Below are 20,359 nucleotides of genomic sequence, written 5' to 3' on the forward strand. Positions count from 1 at the left end.
TGCTGCCGGACCGCCCGGACCCCGGGGAAGGGTCCAAAGGGCCCCTTCGTCGCCCGGCAGGGCTCTTTTCCTTGTGAAGAACTTCACGAAGTTTCTCCGCGGGGCCTCTCCGGAGGGGTTCCAGGACCCCGTCCGGCGCGCTCATACGCTATCCGTTCCGCTCAGCCGAGGCTACCGATCGGTAGTAAAGGAGACCCGTGCCACGTCGCCGGACAAGGCGCCCGGAGCCCGTGCGGCGGCCGGGAAGCCGGACGGCCCCGGGCCCCTCGGGAAAGGGGAACCGGGGCCGTCCCACGCCCGTTCTCGGCGCCTCGGCGCGCGTCAGCCGCCCTGGCCGGCCTCGGCGGCCTCCGCCACCTGGAAGGCGATGCCGTCGAGGATGTCGTGCTCACTGACCACGACCTCCCGCGCCCCGGTCCGCTCCATGATCGAGAGCAGGACGAGGGCGCCGGCCCCGATCACGTCCACCCGGCCCGGGTGCATCGAGCCGATCGCGGCGCGCTCGGCATGGGTGGAGCGCAGCAGCCACTCGGTGATCTCGCGGACGCGCTCGAGGGAGACCCGGGAGTGGTGGATCCGCTCGGAGTCGTACTCCTGGAGGTCCAGCGCGATCGCCGCGATCGTGGTGACCGAGCCGGCCAGCCCCACCAGGGTGCGCGCCTCGCGCAGCGGGACCGTCTCCTCGGCGAGGTCGAGGGCGGCCTCGATGTCGGCGCGCATGGCCGCGACCTGCTCCGCGGTGGGCGGGTCGGTGACGACACCGTCGCGCACGAGGTGACGTTCCGTCATCCGTACGCAGCCGATGTCCACGGAGCGTGCCGCGCGCGCGTGTTCGGTTCCGACGACGAACTCGGTCGAACCGCCGCCGATGTCCACGACCAGGTAGGGCGTGGCGAGGTCGTCCCGCCCGGCCAGCTCCCTGGTCGCTCCGGTGAAGGAGAACTCGGCCTCCTGGTCCCCGGTGACGACCTCCGGCTCGACGCCGAGGATGTCCAGGACCCCGCGCACGAACTCGCCCCGGTTCTCGGCGTCCCGGGAGGCGGAGGTGGCGACGAAGCGCAGCCGCTCGGCGCCGTGCTCCTCGATGATCCGCGCGTACACGCGGCAGGCGTCGAAGGTCCGCTCCAGCGCCTCGGGGGCGAGCCGGCCGGTGCGGTCGACGTCCTGGCCCAGCCGGACGATGGTCATCCGCCGGTCCAGGTCGGTGAGTTCACCCGTCCGCGGGTGCGCGTCGGCCACCAGGAGCCGGATGGAGTTCGTACCGCAGTCGACGGCGGCGACGCGGGTCACCGGCCGTCCTCGGCGGACTCGGCGGACTCGCCGGACTCCGCGGACCCGGCGGAACCCTCCGCCGTCGCCTCCTCGCCGGACGGCGCTCCGGCCCGGGTGACACAGGCGCCCTTGCGCCACCACTCGGGCAGCATCGCGATGGCCTCGTCACCGAGCGGGTTGACGCCCGGCCCGGCGGCCAGCGAGTGGGCCACCAGGACGTGCAGGCACTTCACCCGGTCCGGCATGCCGCCCGCGCTCGGGAAGCCCTCCAGGACCTCGATGGCGTCACGGCGCGCGATGTAGTCCTCGTGGGCGGCGCGGTAGGCGGCCGCCAGCTCGGGGTCGGTGGCCAGCCGCTCGGTCATCTCCTTCATGACCCCGTTGGCCTCCAGCGTCCCGATCGCGGACGCGGCCCGGGGGCACGTCAGGTAGTACGTGGTCGGGAACGGCGTGCCGTCGGGGAGGCGGGGCGCCGTCTCCACCACGTCGGGCTGGCCGCAGGGGCAGCGGTGCACGATCGCGCGCAGCCCGCGCGGCGGCCGGCCGAGCTGCTGCTTGAAGGCCTCGACGTCGGCGTCGGTGGGCTCGGTGCGCGGGGTGGTGGGGGGTGGCGTTTCCATGCCGTGAGTCACGTGTCTTTCCGGTTCGGTTCATGGGTCGTCAGTGGTCGGCGGCGTCGGCTCTGTCCACGCCGTCCCAGACACCGGTGTACCAGGGGCGGTCGGCGGTGCCCCGGTCGGCACGGGCCTGCCTCGCGGCGTCCGGGTCGATCACGACGTAGCCGGTCTCGCCCGGCATCACGTAGTGCAGCCGCTGCCGGATCTGCTGCTTCGCGTACGCGTCGTCCTGCCAGCGCGCCTTGAGGTCGCGCAGCTGCTCGACCCGCTGCCGGGCCTGCTCCCGCTGCCGTTCCAGTTCGCCGATCTGGGCGCGCTGGGAGACGTACTGCCGCATCGGGTACGCGAGGGCGACGATCAGGGAGCACAGGACCATGGCGAGCAGCGCGGCCCGGCCGGTCAGCCGGGAGCGGCGCGCCTGCCGCTTGGTCTGGGAGCGGTAGACCCTGGCCGCCGTCTGCTCGCCGAGCAGCTTCAGCCTGGTCGAGGTGGAGAACCGGTCCCGGTCCTTCACGGCCATGAGTCCCGCCTCCCCAGTACCGGCCCGCCGTACGGGCCCGTCACGTGCGTACGTCCCCGCACACGGTACGGGACCGGGTACGGGGACGTACGAAAGGACGCTTGCTGAGCCGTACGGGTCAGCCCTTGAAGCGGGGGAACGCCGAGCGGCCGGCGTACACCGCGGCGTCGTCGAGGATCTCCTCGATGCGCAGCAGCTGGTTGTACTTGGCGACGCGCTCGGAGCGGGCCGGGGCGCCGGTCTTGATCTGGCCGCAGTTGGTGGCGACGGCCAGGTCGGCGATGGTGACGTCCTCGGTCTCGCCGGAGCGGTGCGACATCATGCACTTGAAGCCGCTGCGCTGGGCCAGCTCGACGGCGTCCAGGGTCTCGGTGAGCGAGCCGATCTGGTTGACCTTCACGAGCAGGGCGTTGGCGGTGCCCTCCTCGATGCCGCGGGCGAGTCGCTCGGGGTTGGTGACGAACAGGTCGTCGCCGACGAGCTGGACCTTGTCGCCGAGCTTGTCGGTGATGACCTTCCAGCCGGCCCAGTCGTCCTCGAACAGCGGGTCCTCGATGGAGACGAGCGGGTACGCCGCCACGAGCTCCTCGTAGTACTCGGTCATCTCGGCGGCCGAGCGGGACTTGCCCTCGAACTCGTACACGCCGTCCTTGTAGAACTCGGACGCGGCGACGTCGAGCGCGAGCGCGATCTGCTCGCCGGGGACGTAACCGGCCTGCTTGATGGCCTCGAGGATGAGGTCGAGCGCGGCGCGGTTGGAGTCCAGGTTCGGGGCGAAGCCGCCCTCGTCGCCGAGGCCGGTGGACAGGCCCTTGGACTTCAGGACGGACTTGAGGGTGTGGTAGACCTCGGTGCCCCAGCGCAGGGCCTCGGAGAAGGACTCCGCGCCGATCGGGGCGATCATGAACTCCTGGATGTCCACGTTGGAGTCGGCGTGCGAGCCGCCGTTCAGGATGTTCATCATCGGAACGGGCAGCAGGTGCGCGTTCGGGCCGCCCAGGTAGCGGAAGAGCGGCAGGTCGGACGCCTCGGAGGCGGCGTGCGCGACGGCGAGCGAGACGCCGAGGATGGCGTTGGCGCCGAGCGAGCCCTTGTTGTCGGTGGCGTCCAGGTCGAACATCGCCTGGTCGATCAGGCGCTGCTCGGTGGCGTCGTAGCCGACGAGCTCCGGGCCGATCTGCTCGATCACGGCGAGGACGGCCTTCTCGACGCCCTTGCCCTGGTAGCGGTTGGGGTCACCGTCGCGGAGCTCGATGGCCTCGAAGGCTCCGGTGGAGGCGCCGGACGGGACGGCGGCACGACCCGTGCTGCCGTCGTCGAGGCCGACCTCGACCTCGACCGTGGGGTTGCCTCGGGAGTCCAGGATTTCCCGGGCTACGACGACGTCGATGGACGGCACGAGCATCTCCTTTATGGGATGTGACGCGGTACGCGGGGCTCGGCAGCCCCGTGGGATGAGCCTAACCGGCCCACGGGGATCGGCCAGCGACCGACCGCCCCTCGGGCGAAACCGAGCGTACGTATTGTTCCTGAACGGAACAAAAAAAGGAAATAAAAAGAACCCCGCTCCGGCGCGTGCGGGGGAACACGCGCCGGAGCGGGGAGCCCGTGGGGACGGGGCCTCGCGGGCCTCCGGTACGGAGGTCGCGCGAGAGAGCGGCCCTCGGCCGGGAAGACGCCGACCGGAGCTGGGGCCGGGGCCGTCCTCCGCCGAGGACGGCCACGTCAGCCCGCCTGCCGCACCGTTCAGCGCAGGTGCAGCTGCTGGCCCGGGTAGATGAAGTCGGCGTCGGCGACGATGTCCTTGTTCAGCTTGAACAGCTTCTGCCAGCCGCCCTTGACGTGCTTCTTCTCGGCGATCGAGCTGAGGGTGTCACCCTTGACGACCTTGTACTCGCCGTCGCCCTTCTTGACCTTCTTGCCGGTCGGGGTGGTGACGGTCTTCTGGACGGCGGGGCGCTCCGCGGAACGGGCGGCGTGCTGCTCCGCCGTACGGGTGGAGGGCTGTTCCGTCGCACGGGTGGCGGGAGCGCTCTGCGAGCCGCTCGACGACGAGGAGGAGGGGGTGGACGGGGCCGCCGGGGCCGAGCCGCCGCCGTACGGGGTGCTCGACAGGCCGACACCGCAGGTCGGCCAGGCGCCCTTGCCCTGCGCGGCGAGGACCTTCTCGCCGATGGCGATCTGCTGCGACTTCGAGGCCTGGTCGGCGGTCGCGGCGTAGGCGGTGCCGCCGTACGCGGCCCAGGTGGAGGACGAGAACTGCAGGCCGCCGTAGTAACCGTTGCCGGTGTTGATCGACCAGTTGCCGCCGGACTCGCACTGGGCGACGGCGTCCCACTCGGAGGCGGTGGCGGCGGAGGCGCTGCCGGCCGCCATCAGCGGGGCGGCGATGGCGGCGCCGGTGACGCCGGCGATCGCGGCGACACGGGTGGCCTTGTTGGGACGACGGTGCTTGCCCTTGCCGGAAAACAGCATGGAGTGATCCCCTCACCGACGCCTGCGAGGTGAGCTGTCGGGTTCGGGCCGGTTGAGTTGCCCGGCCGCACGCCTTCGGTCCCGTCTCCAGGACGTCCGGCACGCGGCTTCACCCCAAGCCGTTCCCGGGCGTCTCTCAACTCCCGGTCCCGGCGCTTACCTTGGGTCCCCCGCTCCTGCCCACGGCGCATGACGCGACGACTGTTCCCGTACGGCCGTCGGCAGGATTCGGCGTTGCGACCGTCGGGGCCCGCTGTGGCGAGCGGTCACGACCGTAAGCAGTGAACCGAGGGAAATTCAAAGACGATCAGGGCTTCTGAGACTCATGTCTCACTTGCGCCAAATAGGACATTCCACAGCGAACTATGACGCGAACTCCCGCTAGTTCTGGGCCGTTTCGGCGTCGGCGGCAATGCTCCGACCAGGGACGACGAGGCCGGGACCGCTGTCGGCCGCCACCTTGTCCACGGTGAGCAGCTCGCCACCCTCGTCCCCGGAGTCGGAAGAGGCGGAATCGCTCCAGAGGCTGTCCACGACCTCCGCGATGTACGAGTTGCCGACGGCACCGCTCGGGAGGCCCGGAGTGCTCGCGGCGTGCCGCCCGGCGGAGGCCTCGGCACGGCTGTCGGCCGCGCTCTCCGCGGCGTCCGCGCCGCGGTGCCGCCCGGTGCCGGCGCCCGGCGTGGCGGAGGCGTCCGAAGAGGCTTCCTTCCGTCCGGAGTTGGCCGATTCGTCGCTCTTGCCGTTCTTGCCGTTCTTGCCGTTCTTGCCGCTCTTGCCGGCCTTCGCGTCCGAGTCGTCGGAGCTCTGCGAGGCGCTGGGCTTCGCGGTGCCGTCGGCCGCGTCCGAGGAGTCATCCGAACCGGCGGAAGCGGAGGAACCCGCCGAAGGGGACGAACTGGGCGAAGTGGCCAGGCCGGACGAAACGTACGAGCCGGACTCGCCCCCGGTGTTCGACGAGTCGCCGGCCACGCCCGTGTCGACGCTGACCTCGCCCGAGCCCTTGCCGAGCCCGGAGAGCGGCCCACAGGTGGGCCAGGCCGCGAGACCCGAGTCGGCGAGCACCTTCTCGGCGACGGCTATCTGCTGCGAGCGGCTGGCCTGGTCGGCCGTCGGGGCGTACTCGAGGCCGCCGTGCGCCTCCCAGTTGGCCTGGTCGAGCTGGAGGCCGCCGTAGTAGCCGTTGCCCTGGTTGGAGCTCCACGCGCCACCGCTCTCGCACTGCGCCACCTTGTCCCAGGTGTTCCCGTCGGCCGCGCTCGCGCTCGCCGCGGCGAGCAACGGGATGGCGATCGCCGATCCGGTCACCCCTGCGGCGACGATGAGTGCCGGGGCCTGACGAGGGCGACGGTGACGGCCGTTCCCGGAGAGCATGCGAGAGCCTTTCGAGCGACAGCGGGGGAGCAACGCGGCTCCCGCCAAGCGAGAAGCGCAGGCGCCGCGTTGATGGGTGAAGGTAGTCGCAGTCGAACGCTGGTTACAAGTCGATGCAGTACAGATCACGCGAAGATCACAGACTTGATGGAGCGTCATGTTCCGGTAGCGGTAGGAGCGCTCTTTCCGGTATGCGGAAGGGCTCGTTCGGCGGGGACACCGAAGGGTCGCCGATGAACCGATCAAGGCCTATTTGACCGGGGTGAACTCCACCGGAAGCGTGCGCAATCCACGCATAATGAGCCCTCCGCGCCAGCGCAAATCGGCCGATTCCCCGGCGAGTTGGATGTCGGGAAGTCGCTCGAGGAGCGTGCCGAGCGCGGTCTGCCCCTCCAGCCGGGCGAGCGGCGCGCCCAGGCAGTAGTGGATGCCGTGGCCGTAGCCCAAGTGCTGAAGGTCACGTCGGGAGAGATCGAGCGTGTCCGGATCCTGGAAGCGTTCGGGGTCGCGGTCCGCGGCGGCGAGGACCACGAGCACGGGGTCGCCGGCCGCGATGTCCTGCCCGCCGATCCGCACGTCCTCGGTCGCGAACCGCCAGGTGGCCAGTTCCACGGGCCCGTCGTAGCGCAGGAGTTCCTCGACGCCCGTCTCCAGCAGCCCGCTCTCCCCGGCCGCGAGGGAGGCCTGCAGGCGCGCCCGCTGCCCGGGGTGGGTCAGGAGGGCGTGCATCCCGTTCCCGATGAGGTTGACCGTGGTCTCGAACCCGGCGAAGAGCAGGATGAAGGCCATGGCGGCGGCCTCGTTCTCGGTGAGGTGCTCGCCGTGGTCGGAGGCGCGGATGAGACCGGAGATGAGGTCCTCGCCGGGCTCGGGCTCCGCGGTCAGCGCCTCGCGCTTGCGGTGGATGAGTTCGGCGAGGTACCCGCGCATCTTCTTCACGGACCGGGCGACCCCGCCCCTGGGCCCGCCGCCGTGCCGGATCATCATTCCCGCCCAGTCCCGGAAGTCGTCCTGGTCCTCGCGCGGGACGCCGAGCAGGTCGCAGATGGCGTAGATGGGGAGCGGGAAGGCGAACTCGTGGATGAGGTCCGCGGAACCCCTGGCCGCGAACCCGGCGATGAGCTGGTCCGTCAGCTCCTGCACCCGGGGGGCGAACTCGGCCACGCGCCGGGGCGTGAACGCCTTGCTGACGAGCCGCCGCAGCCGGGTGTGGTCCGGCGGGTCGATGTTCAGCAGGTGCGTCATCAGCTCGGCCTTGCGCTCCCCGGGGATCCCGGTCCGGCCCTTGGCGTGCGCGGGCTCGTCGTGGTGCGCGGGGTTCTTGGACAGCCGCTGGTCGGCGAGCGTCTGTTTGGCGTCGGCGTACCGCGTGACGAGCCAGGCCTCCACCCCGCTGGGCAGCCGGGTGCGGTGCACGGGCGCGTGCTCCCTGAGCCAGGCGTAGGCCGGGTAGGGGTCGGTGGCGAACTCCCAGGTGAAGAGTTCGGGGGCGGCGCTTGCGGAAGCTTCGTGCTCGGTCACTCCCCGACGGTATCCGCAGGGAGCGGCGGCCTCTTGGCCGCGGGGCGCCGGTGGGCACCCCGCGGACCACGGCGTCCACGGAAGGCACCGCCGACCGCGGGAGGCGGCGCCCCTCCGCCCCGGACCGCCCGGCACACCGCCGCCCCGGCCCCGGGCCCGCCACCGCCCTGGCCCTCGCCCCCGTCCCGGCCACCGGGCACGCCGTCGTCCTGGTCCTAGCCGTCGTGCTCGCCGTCGTCCTCGTGGCCGTGGTGATCGTCGTCCTCGTGGCCGTCGCCGTCCTTGCCGGGTTCCCCGAGGCCCTCCGCCCCGCGGATCGCGTCACGGTACGTCCGTGCCGCCGCCCGCAGCGCCGCCTCGGGGTCGACGCCCTCGGCCTCGGCCCGGACGGCCAGCGCCAGCAGTTCGTACCCCACGCCCGCCCCGGCGGGCAGCGGGACGTCGAGTCCCGCCGTACGCGCCCGGGACGACAGCTTGGCCGACAGCGCGAGGCCCGGCTGGCCGAGCGGTATGCCCTGGGTGACGGAGGAACGCCGCTTCTCCTCGGCCTTGGTGCGCAGCCAGTGCTCCCGGACCTCCTCGGGCGTCGTGGCCGTCTCGTCGCCGAACACATGAGGGTGCCGGCGGATCAGCTTGGCGACGATCCCGCCGGCCACGTCGTCGATCGAGAACGGGGCCTCCGTGTCGTCCTCGGCGATCCGGGAGTGGAACACGACCTGGAGCAGGACGTCACCGAGTTCCTCCCGCAGCTCGTCCCGGTCGCCCTCCTCGATGGCCTCGACGAGTTCGTACGCCTCCTCCAGGCCGTACTTCGCCAGTCCCTCGTGCGTCTGCCGGGACGACCAGGGGCACTCGGCGCGGATGCGGTCCATCACCTGGACGAGGTCGAGCAGGCGGGCGCCCGGCAGGTCGTACGAGGCGGGCAGCAGCTCCAGGTCCGGCATCCGGGTGCGACCGGAACCCGCCAGGCGGGCCAGACCGTCGGTGAGCCGGGGTTCGCCCTCACCGGTGGCGACGACGACCACCGAGCGGCCGCCCGCGCACGCGTCGACCAGCTCCCGCGCGGTCGGGGCCTCCTCGTCGACCTCGATGCCCGCCTCGCGCAGATACGGCACCTGCGGGTGCGCGCCGTCCGAGCACAGCACCCGGTCGGCACCGCGCAGCGCCTGCCAGGCCGGCCAGGACAGCAGGCCGGGCGCGACACGGTGGCTGGTGGTGAGCAGGACGATACGGCCGGGGTCGGCGGCGCCCGCGCCGTCGGCGGTCATGCCGGCCGCGGTCCCCTCGCCGCCCTGGGCGGTCCCGGTCGGTTCACTGGTTGCGTTCACCCCTCGAACGTAACCCACACCGCAGGCACCCCCGGAGTTGTCCACAGGGCCCGGGGACACGGCCGGTCCGCCGGCCCGCGGGACCGGTCACGCGGGCCGCACGGGATCACGCGGGCTGCGCGAGGTCACGCGGGCCGCACGGGATCACGCGGGCTGCGGGCTCGCCGGAGCGGACACCTCGCGCACCCACGGCGTCCTCGCGTCGACGCGGCTGCTCTTCTGGACGTCCCAGGTGCCGTAACGCGGGTTCAGGTCGACGTGCAGCTCCTTGGACGCGGCGGACATCGCCTTCCAGAAGGCGGCCTTGCCGTCGGTGGTGTTCATGTCGACACCGAGGGCGGAGGCGAGCTTGCGGGCCTCGATCTCGGTGCGCAGGCTGTCGTCGAGACGCCTGGGCGCCACGCCGTAGTTCGACAGCCAGGCCGTCTCCAGCGCCTTCGGGCCGCCCGCCTGCTGTTCGAGGGCCGAGCGCATCTGCTGGGTGTCCTTGCGGGTGACGGTCACCCCGGCGTTCTTCGCCGCCCGGTCCAGGACCCGGTCCAGGACCAGTCCGTGCAGCGTGTCCCGGGTGAGGGTGCCGGTGCTCGCGACCACCTGCGCGTACTGGGCGTCGTCCTTGCTGGCGGCCCGCTGCGCCGAGCGCACCTCGTCGACCCGGCCCTGGAGCTCCGCGACGGTGATCCGGCTGTCGCCGACGACGGCCGCCGCGCCCGGATGGGCGTCACCGCCGCAGCCGGTGAGCAGGGGGGCCGCGGCGGCGATCGCGGCGGAGAGGACGAGCGCGGTGCGACGACGGCGGTGCAAGGAAGCCTCCCGAGGAGATTGTGCGGCGGTGCACAAAGTCTTGCGGTGATCGATGGTAGGCAGTGGCCCGCCTCTCGGCCAGCCATTCGACCAACGATTCACGACGACTTCGGGCACCGCCGGACACGCCCCCGCCTCGCGGAACGGCCACGGTCCCGCCCGTACGGGTGACCGCGGCCGGGTGGCCGCCCGGCCGCGGCCGTCCCGCTCCGTCCCGCGACCGTCCGCGCGTCAGCCGGTGATGGCGACCGGCGCGTCCCAGGCGTCGCGGTCCACGGTGATCGTGTAGGCGCCGCGGGTCTCCTTGCTGTTGACCATGTACTGGTGGGCGCGGCTGTGGCCGGGGTACTGGGTGGCGCCGAAGGGCCAGTCGGTGGTCGTGGTGTTCGTCTTGTCCCACAGCGCGTACCAGAGGTTGCCCGGCAGGTCCGTCTTGTCGGTCGCGGTGGCGACGGCCTTGGCGCTGGAGCTGGTGAAGCCGTAGTACCCGGTGCGGTACGTCTTGGCGTGCAGGGCCTTGTCGAAGGCGCGCACGTACGTGAGCACGGCGTCGTTGCAGGCCTTGTCCGTGAGGTCGTACGACTCCATGTCGAGGTAGACCGGGCTGCCGGCCTTCATCCCGAGGGCGGCGGCCTTGGCGACCGCGTCCGCGCCGTCGGCCGCGCCCATGGACGCGGCGGTCGAGGGGGTGAGCTTCTCGGGGCTGCTGCCGGTCTGGCAGGACGGCTGGGCGCCGACGTACAGCGGGATGAGCTTCCAGCCCAGCGCGCTGACCGACTTCACCCAGGACGCGGTCAGGTTGGGCTGGGCGCACCCGCGGTTCTTGCCGCCGATGTAGACGGCGGCGGCGCCGTAGAAGCCGGTGTTCCAGGCTTTCATGGCGGCCAACGAGGGCGCCGTGCAGGTGTCGAAGGCACGGCCGGTGAAGGTCTTCTGGGCCGGCCACGTGGTCGTCGCCATCGACGCCTGGGCCGCGATCCCGGCGCCGGCGACGACGGCGGCACCGGCCACCCCCCACGTGATGTACCGGCGCTTCCTCGACTGACGGTGCTCGGACATGCGGATCCACCCCTGGTCGTGCCGGTGGTACCGGCCGGTTGTGCGACGAGACGCACGCCGCGCGGAGCGAGGCGCGCACGGCGTGGAACAGAGCGCAACCTAACCGGCCGCGCATGCCCGTTCGGGAAAGGAAGCCCCAGGAGAGTCACAAGTTCCTCTCAGGACACGGCAAAAACTAGCCACGCACCTGCCCCAGCCATTGCAGGGCGCTCCGGACCTCGGCCGCGAGCGGGTGTCCGGGGCCGTGCAGCCGCTCCACGTCGTACAGCAGCCGGGCCAGTGCGTCGTGGGCGGCGGCGCGGTCGCCGAGCGCCAGCAGCAGGTGGCCGATGCGGCGGCGGACGTCGAAGGCGGTTTCCGGGTCGTCGGCCCCGTACTGGTTCTCGTAGTACGGCAGCAGCGCCCGGTACTCGGCGAGCGCCGCCGTCGGATCGCCCAACTGCTCCAGGCACTGGGCGGATTCGTAGCGGTGGCGCAGGGACTGGGGGTCGGCCGGACCGGCTTCGGCGGCGCGCTCCTCGGCGAGGCGGCGCAGTTCGGGCAGCGCGCGCCGGTACTGGCCGTCGTCCATGAGCGTGGCCGCGTACTGCTTGCGCAGGGTGCGCACGACCGGGGAGTGCTCGCCGTGCTGCCGTGCGGCGACGGGCAGGATCGCGCCGAGGACGTCGACGGCCTGGGTGATGCGCCCCTCGCCCAGAAGGCGCTTCACCTCGTCGACGGCGTCGGCGACATCGGTCTTCTCCGCGGCCCGCGCCACGGGGGCGGACCGGGGCGCGGGCATGCGCGCGCGGTCCGGCCAGGGGGCGTGCGGGCGCAGGAAAGGGCGCGTGGGATCGAGCGGCGCCCCGGTGGGTGTTCCGCGCGCGGGCAGGAGCGGCACGAGGTGCTCGTACACCTCCTGCGCCGAGGCGGGCCGGTGCTGCGGGTCCTTCGCGAGCAGCCGCAGGACCAGGTCCTCCAGCGCCTCCGGTATCTCGGGCCGCAGCCGGCGCACGGGCAGCGGCGGCTCGTACAGGTGCCGGTGCAGCACGCCGAGCGCCGTCGAGCCCTTGAACGGCACGTCGCCGCTGAGCAGTTCGTGCACCAGCACACCGAGCGCGTACAGGTCGGTGTACGGGCCCACCGCGCCGCCCATCGCCTGCTCGGGCGCCATGTAGGCGGGCGAGCCGATGGGGGAGCCGGTGTGCGTGAGGCGGGTCGTGTCGGCGCCCATGACGGAGGCGACGCCGAGGTCGAGGACGGTCACCGTGCCGTCCTGCCTCACCATCACGTTGCGCGGCTTGAGGTCGCGGTGGACGATCGGCACGGAGTGCACGGCGCTCAGCACGGCGCACAGTTGCGCGGCGACCGCGACCGCCCACTGCCACGGGTAGGGGTCGTGCTCGGCGAGGTGGTCGGAGAGGTCGGCGCCGTCGACGTACTGCATGACGAGGAACAGCTCCTCGCCCTCGCTGCCCGCGTCGTGCACGGTGACCAGGCCGGGGTGGTCGACCTGGGCGGTCACCCGGCACTCGCGCGCGAAGCGCCGGCGCAGTTCGTCGGCCTCCTGGCCGGCCACCTTGTCGGGGCGCAGCAGCTTCACCGCGACCCGCCGGTCGAGCCGCTGGTCGTAGGCCGTCCAGACCTGGCCCATGCCTCCCTGCCCGATGAGCGTGGCCAGTTCGTACCGCCCGGCGACGACGTGCCCCGCTTCCCCGGTCACCGTCCGCCCCCGTGGTCGCCGTCGCTCCGGTCCCCGTGCTTGCGCAGGTAGTCGCTGAGCTCGTCGAGCTCGGCGCGCACCTGGTCGATACGGGCGGGCGCGACCCGCTGCGGCGGGGGCTGGGGCGCCGGCGCCTCCGGCGGGTACGCCCACGGTGCGAAAGGCTGCGGCTGCGGCTGCGGCTGCGGCTGCGACATGAGGACACCCGGGTAGGGCGGGGCGGGCGGCGCGGACCGCGGAAAGCCGTAGGGCTCACGGGCGGTCTGCGTGTGGAGCGGCGCGTACGCCATGGACCGCCGCCACGCGTTGCGGAGACGGATGTCGGCGATCAGGTAGTACGCGGCGCTGCCGACGCCGAGGAGCAGCGCCACGGTCAGCGCGACATCGCCCCTGCTGTCGCTCTCCGGCACCGTGCCGACGACCACGAGCGCGCCGAAGGACACCGGCAGCGACGCCCAGGCCGCCACCCAGTCGAACCACCGCCCGCGCTGGACCGCCACCCGGAACAACGGGACACAGGCGAACAGACCCCACGACAGGATCGCGGGGGAGGCGTACAGCACCCGCAACGCGATGACGGTCACCGCGCCGCGGATGGGTGGCGTCCCGCCGTGGCCGTACATGGCTGCTCCCGGACCTGGGTTCGATAGGAGTTCGAGGGTATAGGCCGACACGGACGACCGGTCCCGGTCGTCCGGAGCCGTTGTTCGTGCCGATCACCTCGGACGACGCCGCGGGCGGCCTCGGCGGGCGGGCCCCCGCGGCCCGGGGCGACGGGTGGGGCGCGCGGGGTATCGGCCCAGGGTCTCCGCGGGGTATCGGCCCAGGGTCTCCGCGGGGTATCGGCCCGGGGCCTCCGCGGGGTCTCAGCCCGGGGCCTCCGCGGGGTCTCAGCCCGGGGCCTCCGCGGGGTCTCAGCCCGGGGCCTCCGCGGGGTCTCAGCCCGGGGGCACCGTCCCGTCCGTCAGCCCGTCGTACATGCCGCGTACGAGCTGGTCCCCCAGCCTGCCCGCGTGCCTGAGCGCCCGCTCGAACTCGTCGAGCGCGCGGAACCGGGCGCCGTAGCGGCGCTGTTCGTCCAGCGGGAGCCGGGGCAGTTGCAGCCGGCGCACGTCGAGGCGGGTGGCGGTGGACGCGTAGCTGCTGGCCTGGCGGTTGTTGGCGGTGCCCCGCAGGAACCCGGCGAGGAACCACGGGTCGAGCGCCGCGGGATCGGGCCGCAGGAGCACGAGGTTGCGCCCCAGGACGGCGCCCGCCGTCGCGGCGTCGACCACCCGGACCACCGAGCCGCCGCCGAGCACCGGCACGACCACGTCGCCCGCCCGCGTCGGCACGGCTTCCTCGTCGCTCTCGGGCAGGGTCCCGGTGGGGCCGGTGCCGGCGAGCACGTCGTGGTCGGTGAGGACGGGCACGCGCGTGGGGCCGCCGTTCCCGCCCGTGCGCATCACCAGGGCGCTCCCGCGGGCGAGTTCGCCGACGGTGGTGAGCGGCCAGCGGGCGGGCCCCGCCGTCGTGGCGGGAGGAGGGGTGAGGCCGGTGACCAGGCGCAGCGTCTCGTCGAGGCACTCGCGCACGGCCGCGAGCTGCTCGGCGCCGTCGGCCGCCGCCGGGGGCGGGAGGTGGCGGGCCGGGGCGAGGTCGACGTCGTCGTCGAGGAGTTCGATGACGGGCACGGAACGCGCCAGGCCGGGCCGCTCCCGGAGGGTTCCGTCCCGGTCGTGGGCGCGCCAGGCGTCGAGCACGACGTCCCTGACGGCCCCCCAGTCGGGACCGCCGCGCCCTTCGCCGGCGAACTGCCCGGTGTCGGCGAGCAGCACCTCGGGCCGGCCGGGCGCCTTCTCGGGCCGGCGCAGCACCCACAGGTGCAGGGGGATGTTGTACGGGGCCGCCGCGCCGACCGGAAGCGCGACGACGGCCCGCAGGGCGCCGCGGCGCAGCAGGTCGGCGCGGATGCGGCGGCCGGAACGGCGGGAGGCCGTCGCGGGCGGCATGAGCAGGACGGCGGTGCCGCCGTCCCGCAGCCGGGCCAGCGCGTGCTGCACCCAGGCCAGCTCGGACTCGGCACGGGCCGGGAAGCCGTACTCCCAGCGGGGGTCGTAGGCCAGTTCGTCATGGCCCCAGTTGCGTTCGTTGAACGGGGGGTGGCACAGGACGGTGTCGGCGCGCAGCCGCGGGAAGGCGTCGGCGCGCAGGGAGTCGCCGACGGCCGCGCGCACGGTGGCTGGGCCGTGCAGGGCGAGCCGGAGCGCGGTGAGCGCCGCGAGTTCGGGGGCGCCGTCCTGGGCGTGGAGCTCTTGACCGGGGCGGGCGTCGAGGGCGAGCAGCAGGGCGCCGGTGCCGCAGGCCGGGTCGAGGACGGTGCGGGCGGGGCCGGCGAGGTCGGCCATGAGGCGGGCGAGTTCGGTGGGGGTGGGCGTGTACTGGCGCGGGTTGGCGTCGAGGTGCCGTCCGAGCAGGAACTCGAAGGCCTGGCGGGCGCCCAGCTCGGCGGCGAGCTCGGCCACGCCGCGCAGGAGAGGGACGGAGGGGAGCAGCTGGGGGCCGGTGGGGAGGTGCACCGCGATGGCGGGTGCGGGGACCGCGGGAGCCGCCGGAGCCGTGAGGCCGGCAGGGGTGTGCGGGGCCGGCGGTCCCCCTGGACCGCCTTCCGGGGTGTTCACAGTCGCCGGTCCGTTCACAGCAACCGGTCGGTTCACAGCCGCCGAGTACGCCGTGTCCGCCCCGGCGTGAACACCCCGCTCGCCCCGCACCGGGCCGAGCCGCGGGGTGACCGTCTGCTCCAGCGCGGTCGGCAGCAGCGCGGCGAGGCGCTCGTCGGAGCCGGCGCTCGCCTCGAGCCAGGCCGTCGGCCGGTCATGGAGGAGCAGCAGCACGTAGCCGGCGTGGGTGAGTGCGGTGGCCGGGCCCCCGGGGTGGCCGACGAGCTGCTGCCAGACGCGTTCCCGCAGGGGCACTTCGGCAAGTTTCCCCTGGTCGCGCAGCCAGGCCTCGACCTCGGCGCGGGCGAACGACGGGCTGGTCTCCGTGCCGCCGACGGGCTTGGGGAAGTCGGCGTGCCGACGGCGCCAGTTGCTCACGGCCGCGCGGCCGACGCCGGCCAGCCGCGCGATTCCGGCGGCGGTCACCTCGGTCGCGTTGTCCTGCACTCGCCTCGCCCCTCTCGCCCGACTCGCCCCTGTGTGACGCCGAGCATACCGACGCGGGCAAGATCCGCCCGTTCACGCCACGCGCACAAGATATCGCGTGAACCGTGTTGACTCGATTCACAGCCTCTGGTCTTATTGACCCAGCGAACGAGCGGCCGTCATCGAGGCGTCCGCCGGGGAGGGAACAGCCGTGGGCATGAAGGGCAGGGCCGCGCTGAGTGCCACCGTGGGCCTCGTCGTCATCGGCGTCGTCTCGGCGAACGCCGAGGAAAAGGCCGCGTTCGCGGGGAACGGCGACTTCCGGGTCGGCCCGGACGTCGCACCCGGCACCTACCGCACCACCGGCAACACCGGCGGCTCCTGCCACTGGGAACGCTCCAAGGACTCCGGTCACGGCCCGGCCTCGCTCATCGCGGAAGGCGACGTCACCGGCACGGCCGTCGTCACGATCGGCGGCGAGGACGCCTACTTCAGGACGTCCGGCTGCGGGGACTGGAAGAAGACCGGCTGACCCGCCGCCGTACGCCCGGCCCGCCGGCGCCGCACCGGCGGCGCGAGCACCTCAGGACATCGCACCACACCGACCGTGCGCGCCCCGCGCGTCCAAGGTCCCGCAACCGAAAGCACCGCCCGGACGGCCACTCGCCCGTTCCGGCCTCTTCTCCGAAGGACAGATCCCGATGCGTCACCTCTCCCGCGCGGCCAAGACGCTGCTCGCCGCCGCCGTGCTCCCGCTCGCCCTCGCCGCCTGCTCCTCCTCGGACGGCGGCACCTCGGACGCGTCCGCCACGGCGAAGAAGCCGTCCAAGGACCCCAACGCCGGCCTGCTGACGGGCGCGCAGCTCAAGAAGGCACTGGCGCCCGCCTCCTTCTTCGCCGCCGGTTTCGCGGTGGACCCGAGCGGCGCGCGGGACACCGGCACCACCTACACCGCGCCGAGCTCCGCGCCCGCGGCGAAGCCCGACTGCAAGCTGCTCGGCGGTACGAGCTGGATAGCGATCACCGGCGCCTCGGGCGTCTCCTTCGCCCAGAACGACTACGTCAACAAGAACACGTCCGAGGACATCGCCCAGGAGATCGACACCTTCCGCGGCACGACCGCGGCGAAGGTGATGGCGGACCTGAAGAAGGCCGTCTCCTCCTGCGCGACCTACACCGACGCGGACACGCACACCAAGGTGAAGGTCACCGGGGCCGACACCACCGGTCTCGGCGACGCGGCCTACACGATCACCCTGACCAACAGCGCCTGGGAGAACGGATCGACCCTGATCGCCGCGCAGTCCGGGACGGACGTCGTCACGGTGATGTCCACGGACGGACACGACAACGGCGCGGCCACGGCGAAGAAGCTGACCGCCCGGATCGTGACCTCCCTGAAAGCCGAACACGAGCACGCGTGACCTGCTGGATGGGAGTATGGCGCCCCCGGGCGATTTCTCGGGAGCCCGGGAATCGTCCCGGGGGTTCGATGCGGTATTCGGGGGCGTGATGCACAAGCGCTTGGAAGCCGGCTGGTTCCAGCGGCTGGCGTGGTCGGTTCTGGCGGTCGGTTCGGTCGGCCTGCTGGTATGGGTGCCTTTCCTGTACGTGGCGATCCGCCGGGGGCGGGGATCCGACTGGGGCGCCTTCGCCGCGTTCGCGCTGTACGAGGTGGGGTCGCTGGCGTTGGCGGACCTCCCGGCGGACAAGGGGAACACGGCCCTGGGCCTGATCGCCATCTCCTGCCTGGCCCTGGCCGTGTGGCTGCTGCTGGGCCCGCTGTTCGACAAGCCCACCCCGCGGAACGCCATGGTCGGCGCGGGCGGCCCCTGGGCGGCCCAGACGCCCGGCAATCCGTACCTGCGCTGACACCGCCCGGCGAGGCCTCGGAATCCGGGGCCCGCCGGTCACGCGCCGACGTGCACCGGGGCCGCCGTGGGCGACGGCCCCGCCTCGCACCACAGCACCTTCCCGCCCGTGCCGAACAGATCGTCGCCGAGCGGATGACCGCCCCACGCGTCCGCGCAATGGCACACGAGGAAGAGCCCGCGCCCGCCGTCCGCCTCGGCCGGCACGGGCCGTGGCGCCCGGCGCCGCCCGTCGAACGGGGGCGGGACGTACGGGTCGGCGTCCCGGACACTGATCCGCAGCCGGCCCCCGTCGAGCACCCGGAGCCGGAGCGTGGCGGCTCCGCCGGAGTGCCGGTAGGCGTTCGTGACGAGCTCCGAGGCCGGCAGCTCGGCCGTTTCGGCGACCCCGGCCATCCCGTGTCCGGCCCGGTCCATCAGTTCGACACCGTTCGGCTGGACACCGACCACGGCTCCGAACTCATCGACGCACCGGCCCAGTTGGAACGTCAGCACCTCATCCTGGACCGTATGCTGCACGTCGCGCTCCCCCAGGCCGAGTCCCGCGACTTCATCACCCGACTCGCCGGAGACGCCTGAAGGAGCCTTCGATGCACGAACTGCACCGGCAGAAGTCCACAGCCCGCCCCGCCGTTGTCAGAGGCGGTCGATACGGTCGGCGCAGCTGATCAGTCGAGGAGCGCGCGCATGAGATCTCCGGCCGAACTGGACGACGTCCGGTGGTCCGACCTGACCCACGCCTACGGCCCCGCCGAGGACGTACCGGAGCTGATCAGGGCGCTCTACGAGGACGACGAGGAAACGGCCGACGAGGCGGTCTACGAGCTCTACGGCAACATCCACCACCAGGGCACGGTCTACCAGGCCTCGGCCCCCGCCGTCCCCTTCCTCGCCCACGCCGTGCTGCACGCGCCGGGCAAGCGCGAGGACCTGCTGATGCTGCTCGCCGTCCTCGCCGATCACGACCCCTCCGCCGTCGAGTCGCCGCACTGGACCGGCAGTCACACCGCCGCGATCTGCGCCGAACTCCGCGAGGTGCTCCCGGAGCTGCTGCCGTGCCTCGGGGACCCCGGGCGCGGGGTGCGCCGGGCGGCGCTGCGGACGGTCGCGGCCGTGGCCGACGTGCTCCCGGACGCGTTGCGGGCCCTGGTCGTCGAACGGGTCGACGCCCTCCACGCCGACGATCCCGTCCCGGCGGTACGGGCGGACGCGCTGATCGTCCTGAACCGGCTCGGCCGGACGCTGGAGCCCCTGGACAGCCCGCTGTCCGAGGTGAGGCTCGCCGCGGCCCAGCTCGCCGCGGAACGGTCCGGTCCGCCGTACGCGCCCGAGCTCGTGGAGGTCTTCGCCGAGGACGGCGCCGAGCCCGACCCCGGGGACGACGACTACCCGTGGTCGGACACCACCACCCAGGACCAGCGGCTCACCGACCTGCTCACCCGGGAGCCGGACGTCGCCCTCACCGTGGCCGCCCGCTGGATCGCGGCCGGGGACGTCGGCTCACGCGGTTCCTGGCTGGCCGGGGGAATCGCCGAGAAGTGGCGCGACCGCGAGCGCGAGGTCCTGGACCTGTCGCTGGCCGCCCTGCCCCACCAGGACAAACCCAACACCCTGCTCCGCACGATCGGCCACTGGATCGGCCATGCGCCCGAACCGGGCGCCGACCTCCGGGACACGCTCCACCGGTACGCGGGCGCCGCCGACGAGTCCGCCGAACCGGCGCTCCTCGCCCTGGTGAACTCCCGCGACCCCCGCGCCCTGGACCTGGTGCTCGAACGTCCCACCGCGCGGCTGCTCGAAGCGGCGGCCCGGCACTTCCCGGAGGCCTCCGACCGGCTGATACCCGTGATCCGCCGCGAGCTGGCCGCGGGCGCCACCGGGAACGACGGCATCGCCTTGGTCCAGGCCCTGGAACCGTTCGGCGCCGCCGCGGCCGTCGCCCGGCCCGAACTGATCGACTGTCTGAGGACCCGTCGCGCGGCCATCGTCGCCGCCCGCCGACTCGGCGCCAACGGCGTACGCACACCGGAGATCACCGACCTGCTGCTCGACGCCACGCGGAGCAGCGACCCCTCGCTGAGGGGGACGGCGGCCGTGGCCCACCACCGCCTGACCGGCGACCCCTCCGTGGCACTTCGCACCTACGAGGAACTGCTCTCGTCCAAGGGCCAGACCCACTGGTACCTGAGCGGCCTGGAGCCGCTGGGCGGCGCCGCCGCTCCGCTGCTCCCCCTCGTCGAGCCCCTGCTGGAAGCCGGCTACGACTGGACGCGCAAGGCGGCCGCCGAGGCCCACCACTGGATCACCGGATCCCCGGACCGCGCGGTCCCCGTCCTCGCCGAGCTGGCCGGCCCCAGCCCGGTCGGCGTCAGCGCACTCAAGGCCCTCGCCACGACGGGCCGTTGCCCGGAAGAACTCCACCCCGCCCTCCGCTCCTACGTCTCCTCCCCCAAGCGCCTGCTCCCCGACTCCCCCTTCTCGGGCCAGGACCACCCGGACGACGAACTCCGCACGCTGTCACGGATGTTGCTCATGCTCGGCTGACCGGATCCACCGAGCCCGGCCCCACCGGCCGACCACTCCGCGGCCTCGGCCCGCGCCACCGCAGCCCGAACCCCGCACAACCTTTCGACACCTCGCCCTGTCTAGAAGGTCGTTGTTCTCGCGCTGTTCACAGCGCGTATTCCTTGG

General features: G+C 73.1%; 19 protein-coding genes and 1 riboswitch. Of the genes, 5 read left to right on the plus strand and 14 right to left on the minus strand.

The features are described from left to right. Positions 1-321: 321 nt before the first annotated feature. The 13 genes from ACICHK_RS17120 to ACICHK_RS17180 all read right to left on the minus strand — a co-directional run bounded on the left by ACICHK_RS17120 (position 322) and on the right by ACICHK_RS17180 (position 15,818). Entirely contained in the window at positions 322-1,290 is a 969-nt protein-coding gene (locus ACICHK_RS17120; RefSeq protein WP_406837579.1) for an exopolyphosphatase, read from the minus strand. Further along, a complete protein-coding gene (locus ACICHK_RS17125; RefSeq protein ID WP_406837580.1) occupies positions 1,287-1,892 on the minus strand; it encodes a DUF501 domain-containing protein in 606 nt (201 codons plus the stop codon). Before ACICHK_RS17125 ends, ACICHK_RS17120 begins: the two co-directional genes overlap by 4 nt. 40 nt (positions 1,893-1,932) lie before the next feature. Beyond that, positions 1,933-2,409, minus strand: coding sequence for a septum formation initiator family protein (locus ACICHK_RS17130; RefSeq protein WP_151471291.1), 477 nt, complete (start codon positions 2,407-2,409; stop codon positions 1,933-1,935). A gap of 118 nt (positions 2,410-2,527) precedes the next feature. Beyond that, positions 2,528-3,814: a phosphopyruvate hydratase gene (gene eno, locus ACICHK_RS17135; protein WP_103550721.1), complete on the minus strand. Its 1,287-nt coding sequence runs from the start codon at positions 3,812-3,814 to the stop codon at positions 2,528-2,530. Positions 3,815-4,155: 341 nt separating this feature from the next. Beyond that, positions 4,156-4,884: a transglycosylase family protein gene (locus ACICHK_RS17140; RefSeq protein ID WP_151471292.1), complete on the minus strand. Its 729-nt coding sequence runs from the start codon at positions 4,882-4,884 to the stop codon at positions 4,156-4,158. A 4-nt stretch (positions 4,885-4,888) separates the two neighbouring features. Beyond that, a riboswitch (cyclic di-AMP (ydaO/yuaA leader) is annotated at positions 4,889-5,082 on the minus strand. Between the two features lie 183 nt (positions 5,083-5,265). Next, positions 5,266-6,192: a transglycosylase family protein gene (locus ACICHK_RS17145; protein WP_406837581.1), complete on the minus strand. Its 927-nt coding sequence runs from the start codon at positions 6,190-6,192 to the stop codon at positions 5,266-5,268. Positions 6,193-6,507: 315 nt separating this feature from the next. Continuing rightward, positions 6,508-7,779: a cytochrome P450 gene (locus ACICHK_RS17150; protein ID WP_406837582.1), complete on the minus strand. Its 1,272-nt coding sequence runs from the start codon at positions 7,777-7,779 to the stop codon at positions 6,508-6,510. Positions 7,780-7,994: 215 nt separating this feature from the next. Continuing rightward, a complete protein-coding gene (locus ACICHK_RS17155) occupies positions 7,995-9,047 on the minus strand; it encodes a nucleoside triphosphate pyrophosphohydrolase (protein ID WP_406841247.1) in 1,053 nt (350 codons plus the stop codon). A gap of 204 nt (positions 9,048-9,251) precedes the next feature. Beyond that, the gene (locus ACICHK_RS17160) at positions 9,252-9,911 is read right to left on the minus strand and encodes a SurA N-terminal domain-containing protein (protein ID WP_406837583.1); all 660 of its coding nucleotides are present in this window, start codon (positions 9,909-9,911) and stop codon (positions 9,252-9,254) included. Between the two features lie 231 nt (positions 9,912-10,142). Continuing rightward, the gene (locus tag ACICHK_RS17165; RefSeq protein ID WP_406837584.1) at positions 10,143-10,970 is read right to left on the minus strand and encodes a glycoside hydrolase domain-containing protein; all 828 of its coding nucleotides are present in this window, start codon (positions 10,968-10,970) and stop codon (positions 10,143-10,145) included. Positions 10,971-11,145: 175 nt separating this feature from the next. Beyond that, on the minus strand, positions 11,146-12,630 hold the full coding sequence (locus ACICHK_RS17170) for a protein kinase domain-containing protein (RefSeq protein ID WP_406841248.1): 1,485 nt from the start codon (positions 12,628-12,630) through the stop codon (positions 11,146-11,148). A 38-nt stretch (positions 12,631-12,668) separates the two neighbouring features. Next, the gene (locus ACICHK_RS17175; RefSeq protein WP_406837585.1) at positions 12,669-13,295 is read right to left on the minus strand and encodes a hypothetical protein; all 627 of its coding nucleotides are present in this window, start codon (positions 13,293-13,295) and stop codon (positions 12,669-12,671) included. A gap of 315 nt (positions 13,296-13,610) precedes the next feature. Further along, positions 13,611-15,818 carry an N-6 DNA methylase gene (locus ACICHK_RS17180; RefSeq protein ID WP_406837586.1) on the minus strand — a complete coding sequence of 736 codons (2,208 nt, stop codon included), beginning with the start codon at positions 15,816-15,818 and terminating at the stop codon, positions 13,611-13,613. A 196-nt stretch (positions 15,819-16,014) separates the two neighbouring features. On the opposite strand from ACICHK_RS17180, the gene ACICHK_RS17185 reads away from it, so the two are divergent. From ACICHK_RS17185 to ACICHK_RS17195, 3 genes are all read left to right on the plus strand, one after another. Beyond that, positions 16,015-16,329 (plus strand): hypothetical protein, encoded by a 315-nt coding sequence (locus tag ACICHK_RS17185; RefSeq protein ID WP_406837587.1) that lies wholly within the window; start codon positions 16,015-16,017, stop codon positions 16,327-16,329. Between the two features lie 169 nt (positions 16,330-16,498). Further along, positions 16,499-17,221, plus strand: a complete 723-nt coding sequence (locus ACICHK_RS17190) for a hypothetical protein (protein ID WP_406837588.1) — start codon at positions 16,499-16,501, stop codon at positions 17,219-17,221. A gap of 88 nt (positions 17,222-17,309) precedes the next feature. Continuing rightward, positions 17,310-17,669 (plus strand): hypothetical protein, encoded by a 360-nt coding sequence (locus ACICHK_RS17195; RefSeq protein ID WP_406837589.1) that lies wholly within the window; start codon positions 17,310-17,312, stop codon positions 17,667-17,669. Between the two features lie 38 nt (positions 17,670-17,707). On the opposite strand, the gene ACICHK_RS17200 is transcribed toward ACICHK_RS17195, so the two are convergent. Beyond that, positions 17,708-18,187, minus strand: a complete 480-nt coding sequence (locus ACICHK_RS17200) for an ATP-binding protein (RefSeq protein WP_406837590.1) — start codon at positions 18,185-18,187, stop codon at positions 17,708-17,710. Here ACICHK_RS17200 and ACICHK_RS17205 point away from each other — a divergent pair. Beyond that, positions 18,149-18,247, plus strand: coding sequence for a hypothetical protein (locus ACICHK_RS17205; protein ID WP_406837591.1), 99 nt, complete (start codon positions 18,149-18,151; stop codon positions 18,245-18,247). The genes ACICHK_RS17200 and ACICHK_RS17205 overlap by 39 nt on opposite strands. 108 nt (positions 18,248-18,355) lie before the next feature. After that, positions 18,356-20,212, plus strand: coding sequence for a hypothetical protein (locus ACICHK_RS17210; RefSeq protein ID WP_406837592.1), 1,857 nt, complete (start codon positions 18,356-18,358; stop codon positions 20,210-20,212). Positions 20,213-20,359 lie beyond the last annotated feature (147 nt).

The organism is Streptomyces sp. AHU1, assembly GCF_045343905.1.
Lineage (GTDB): Bacteria > Actinomycetota > Actinomycetes > Streptomycetales > Streptomycetaceae > Streptomyces > Streptomyces triticiradicis.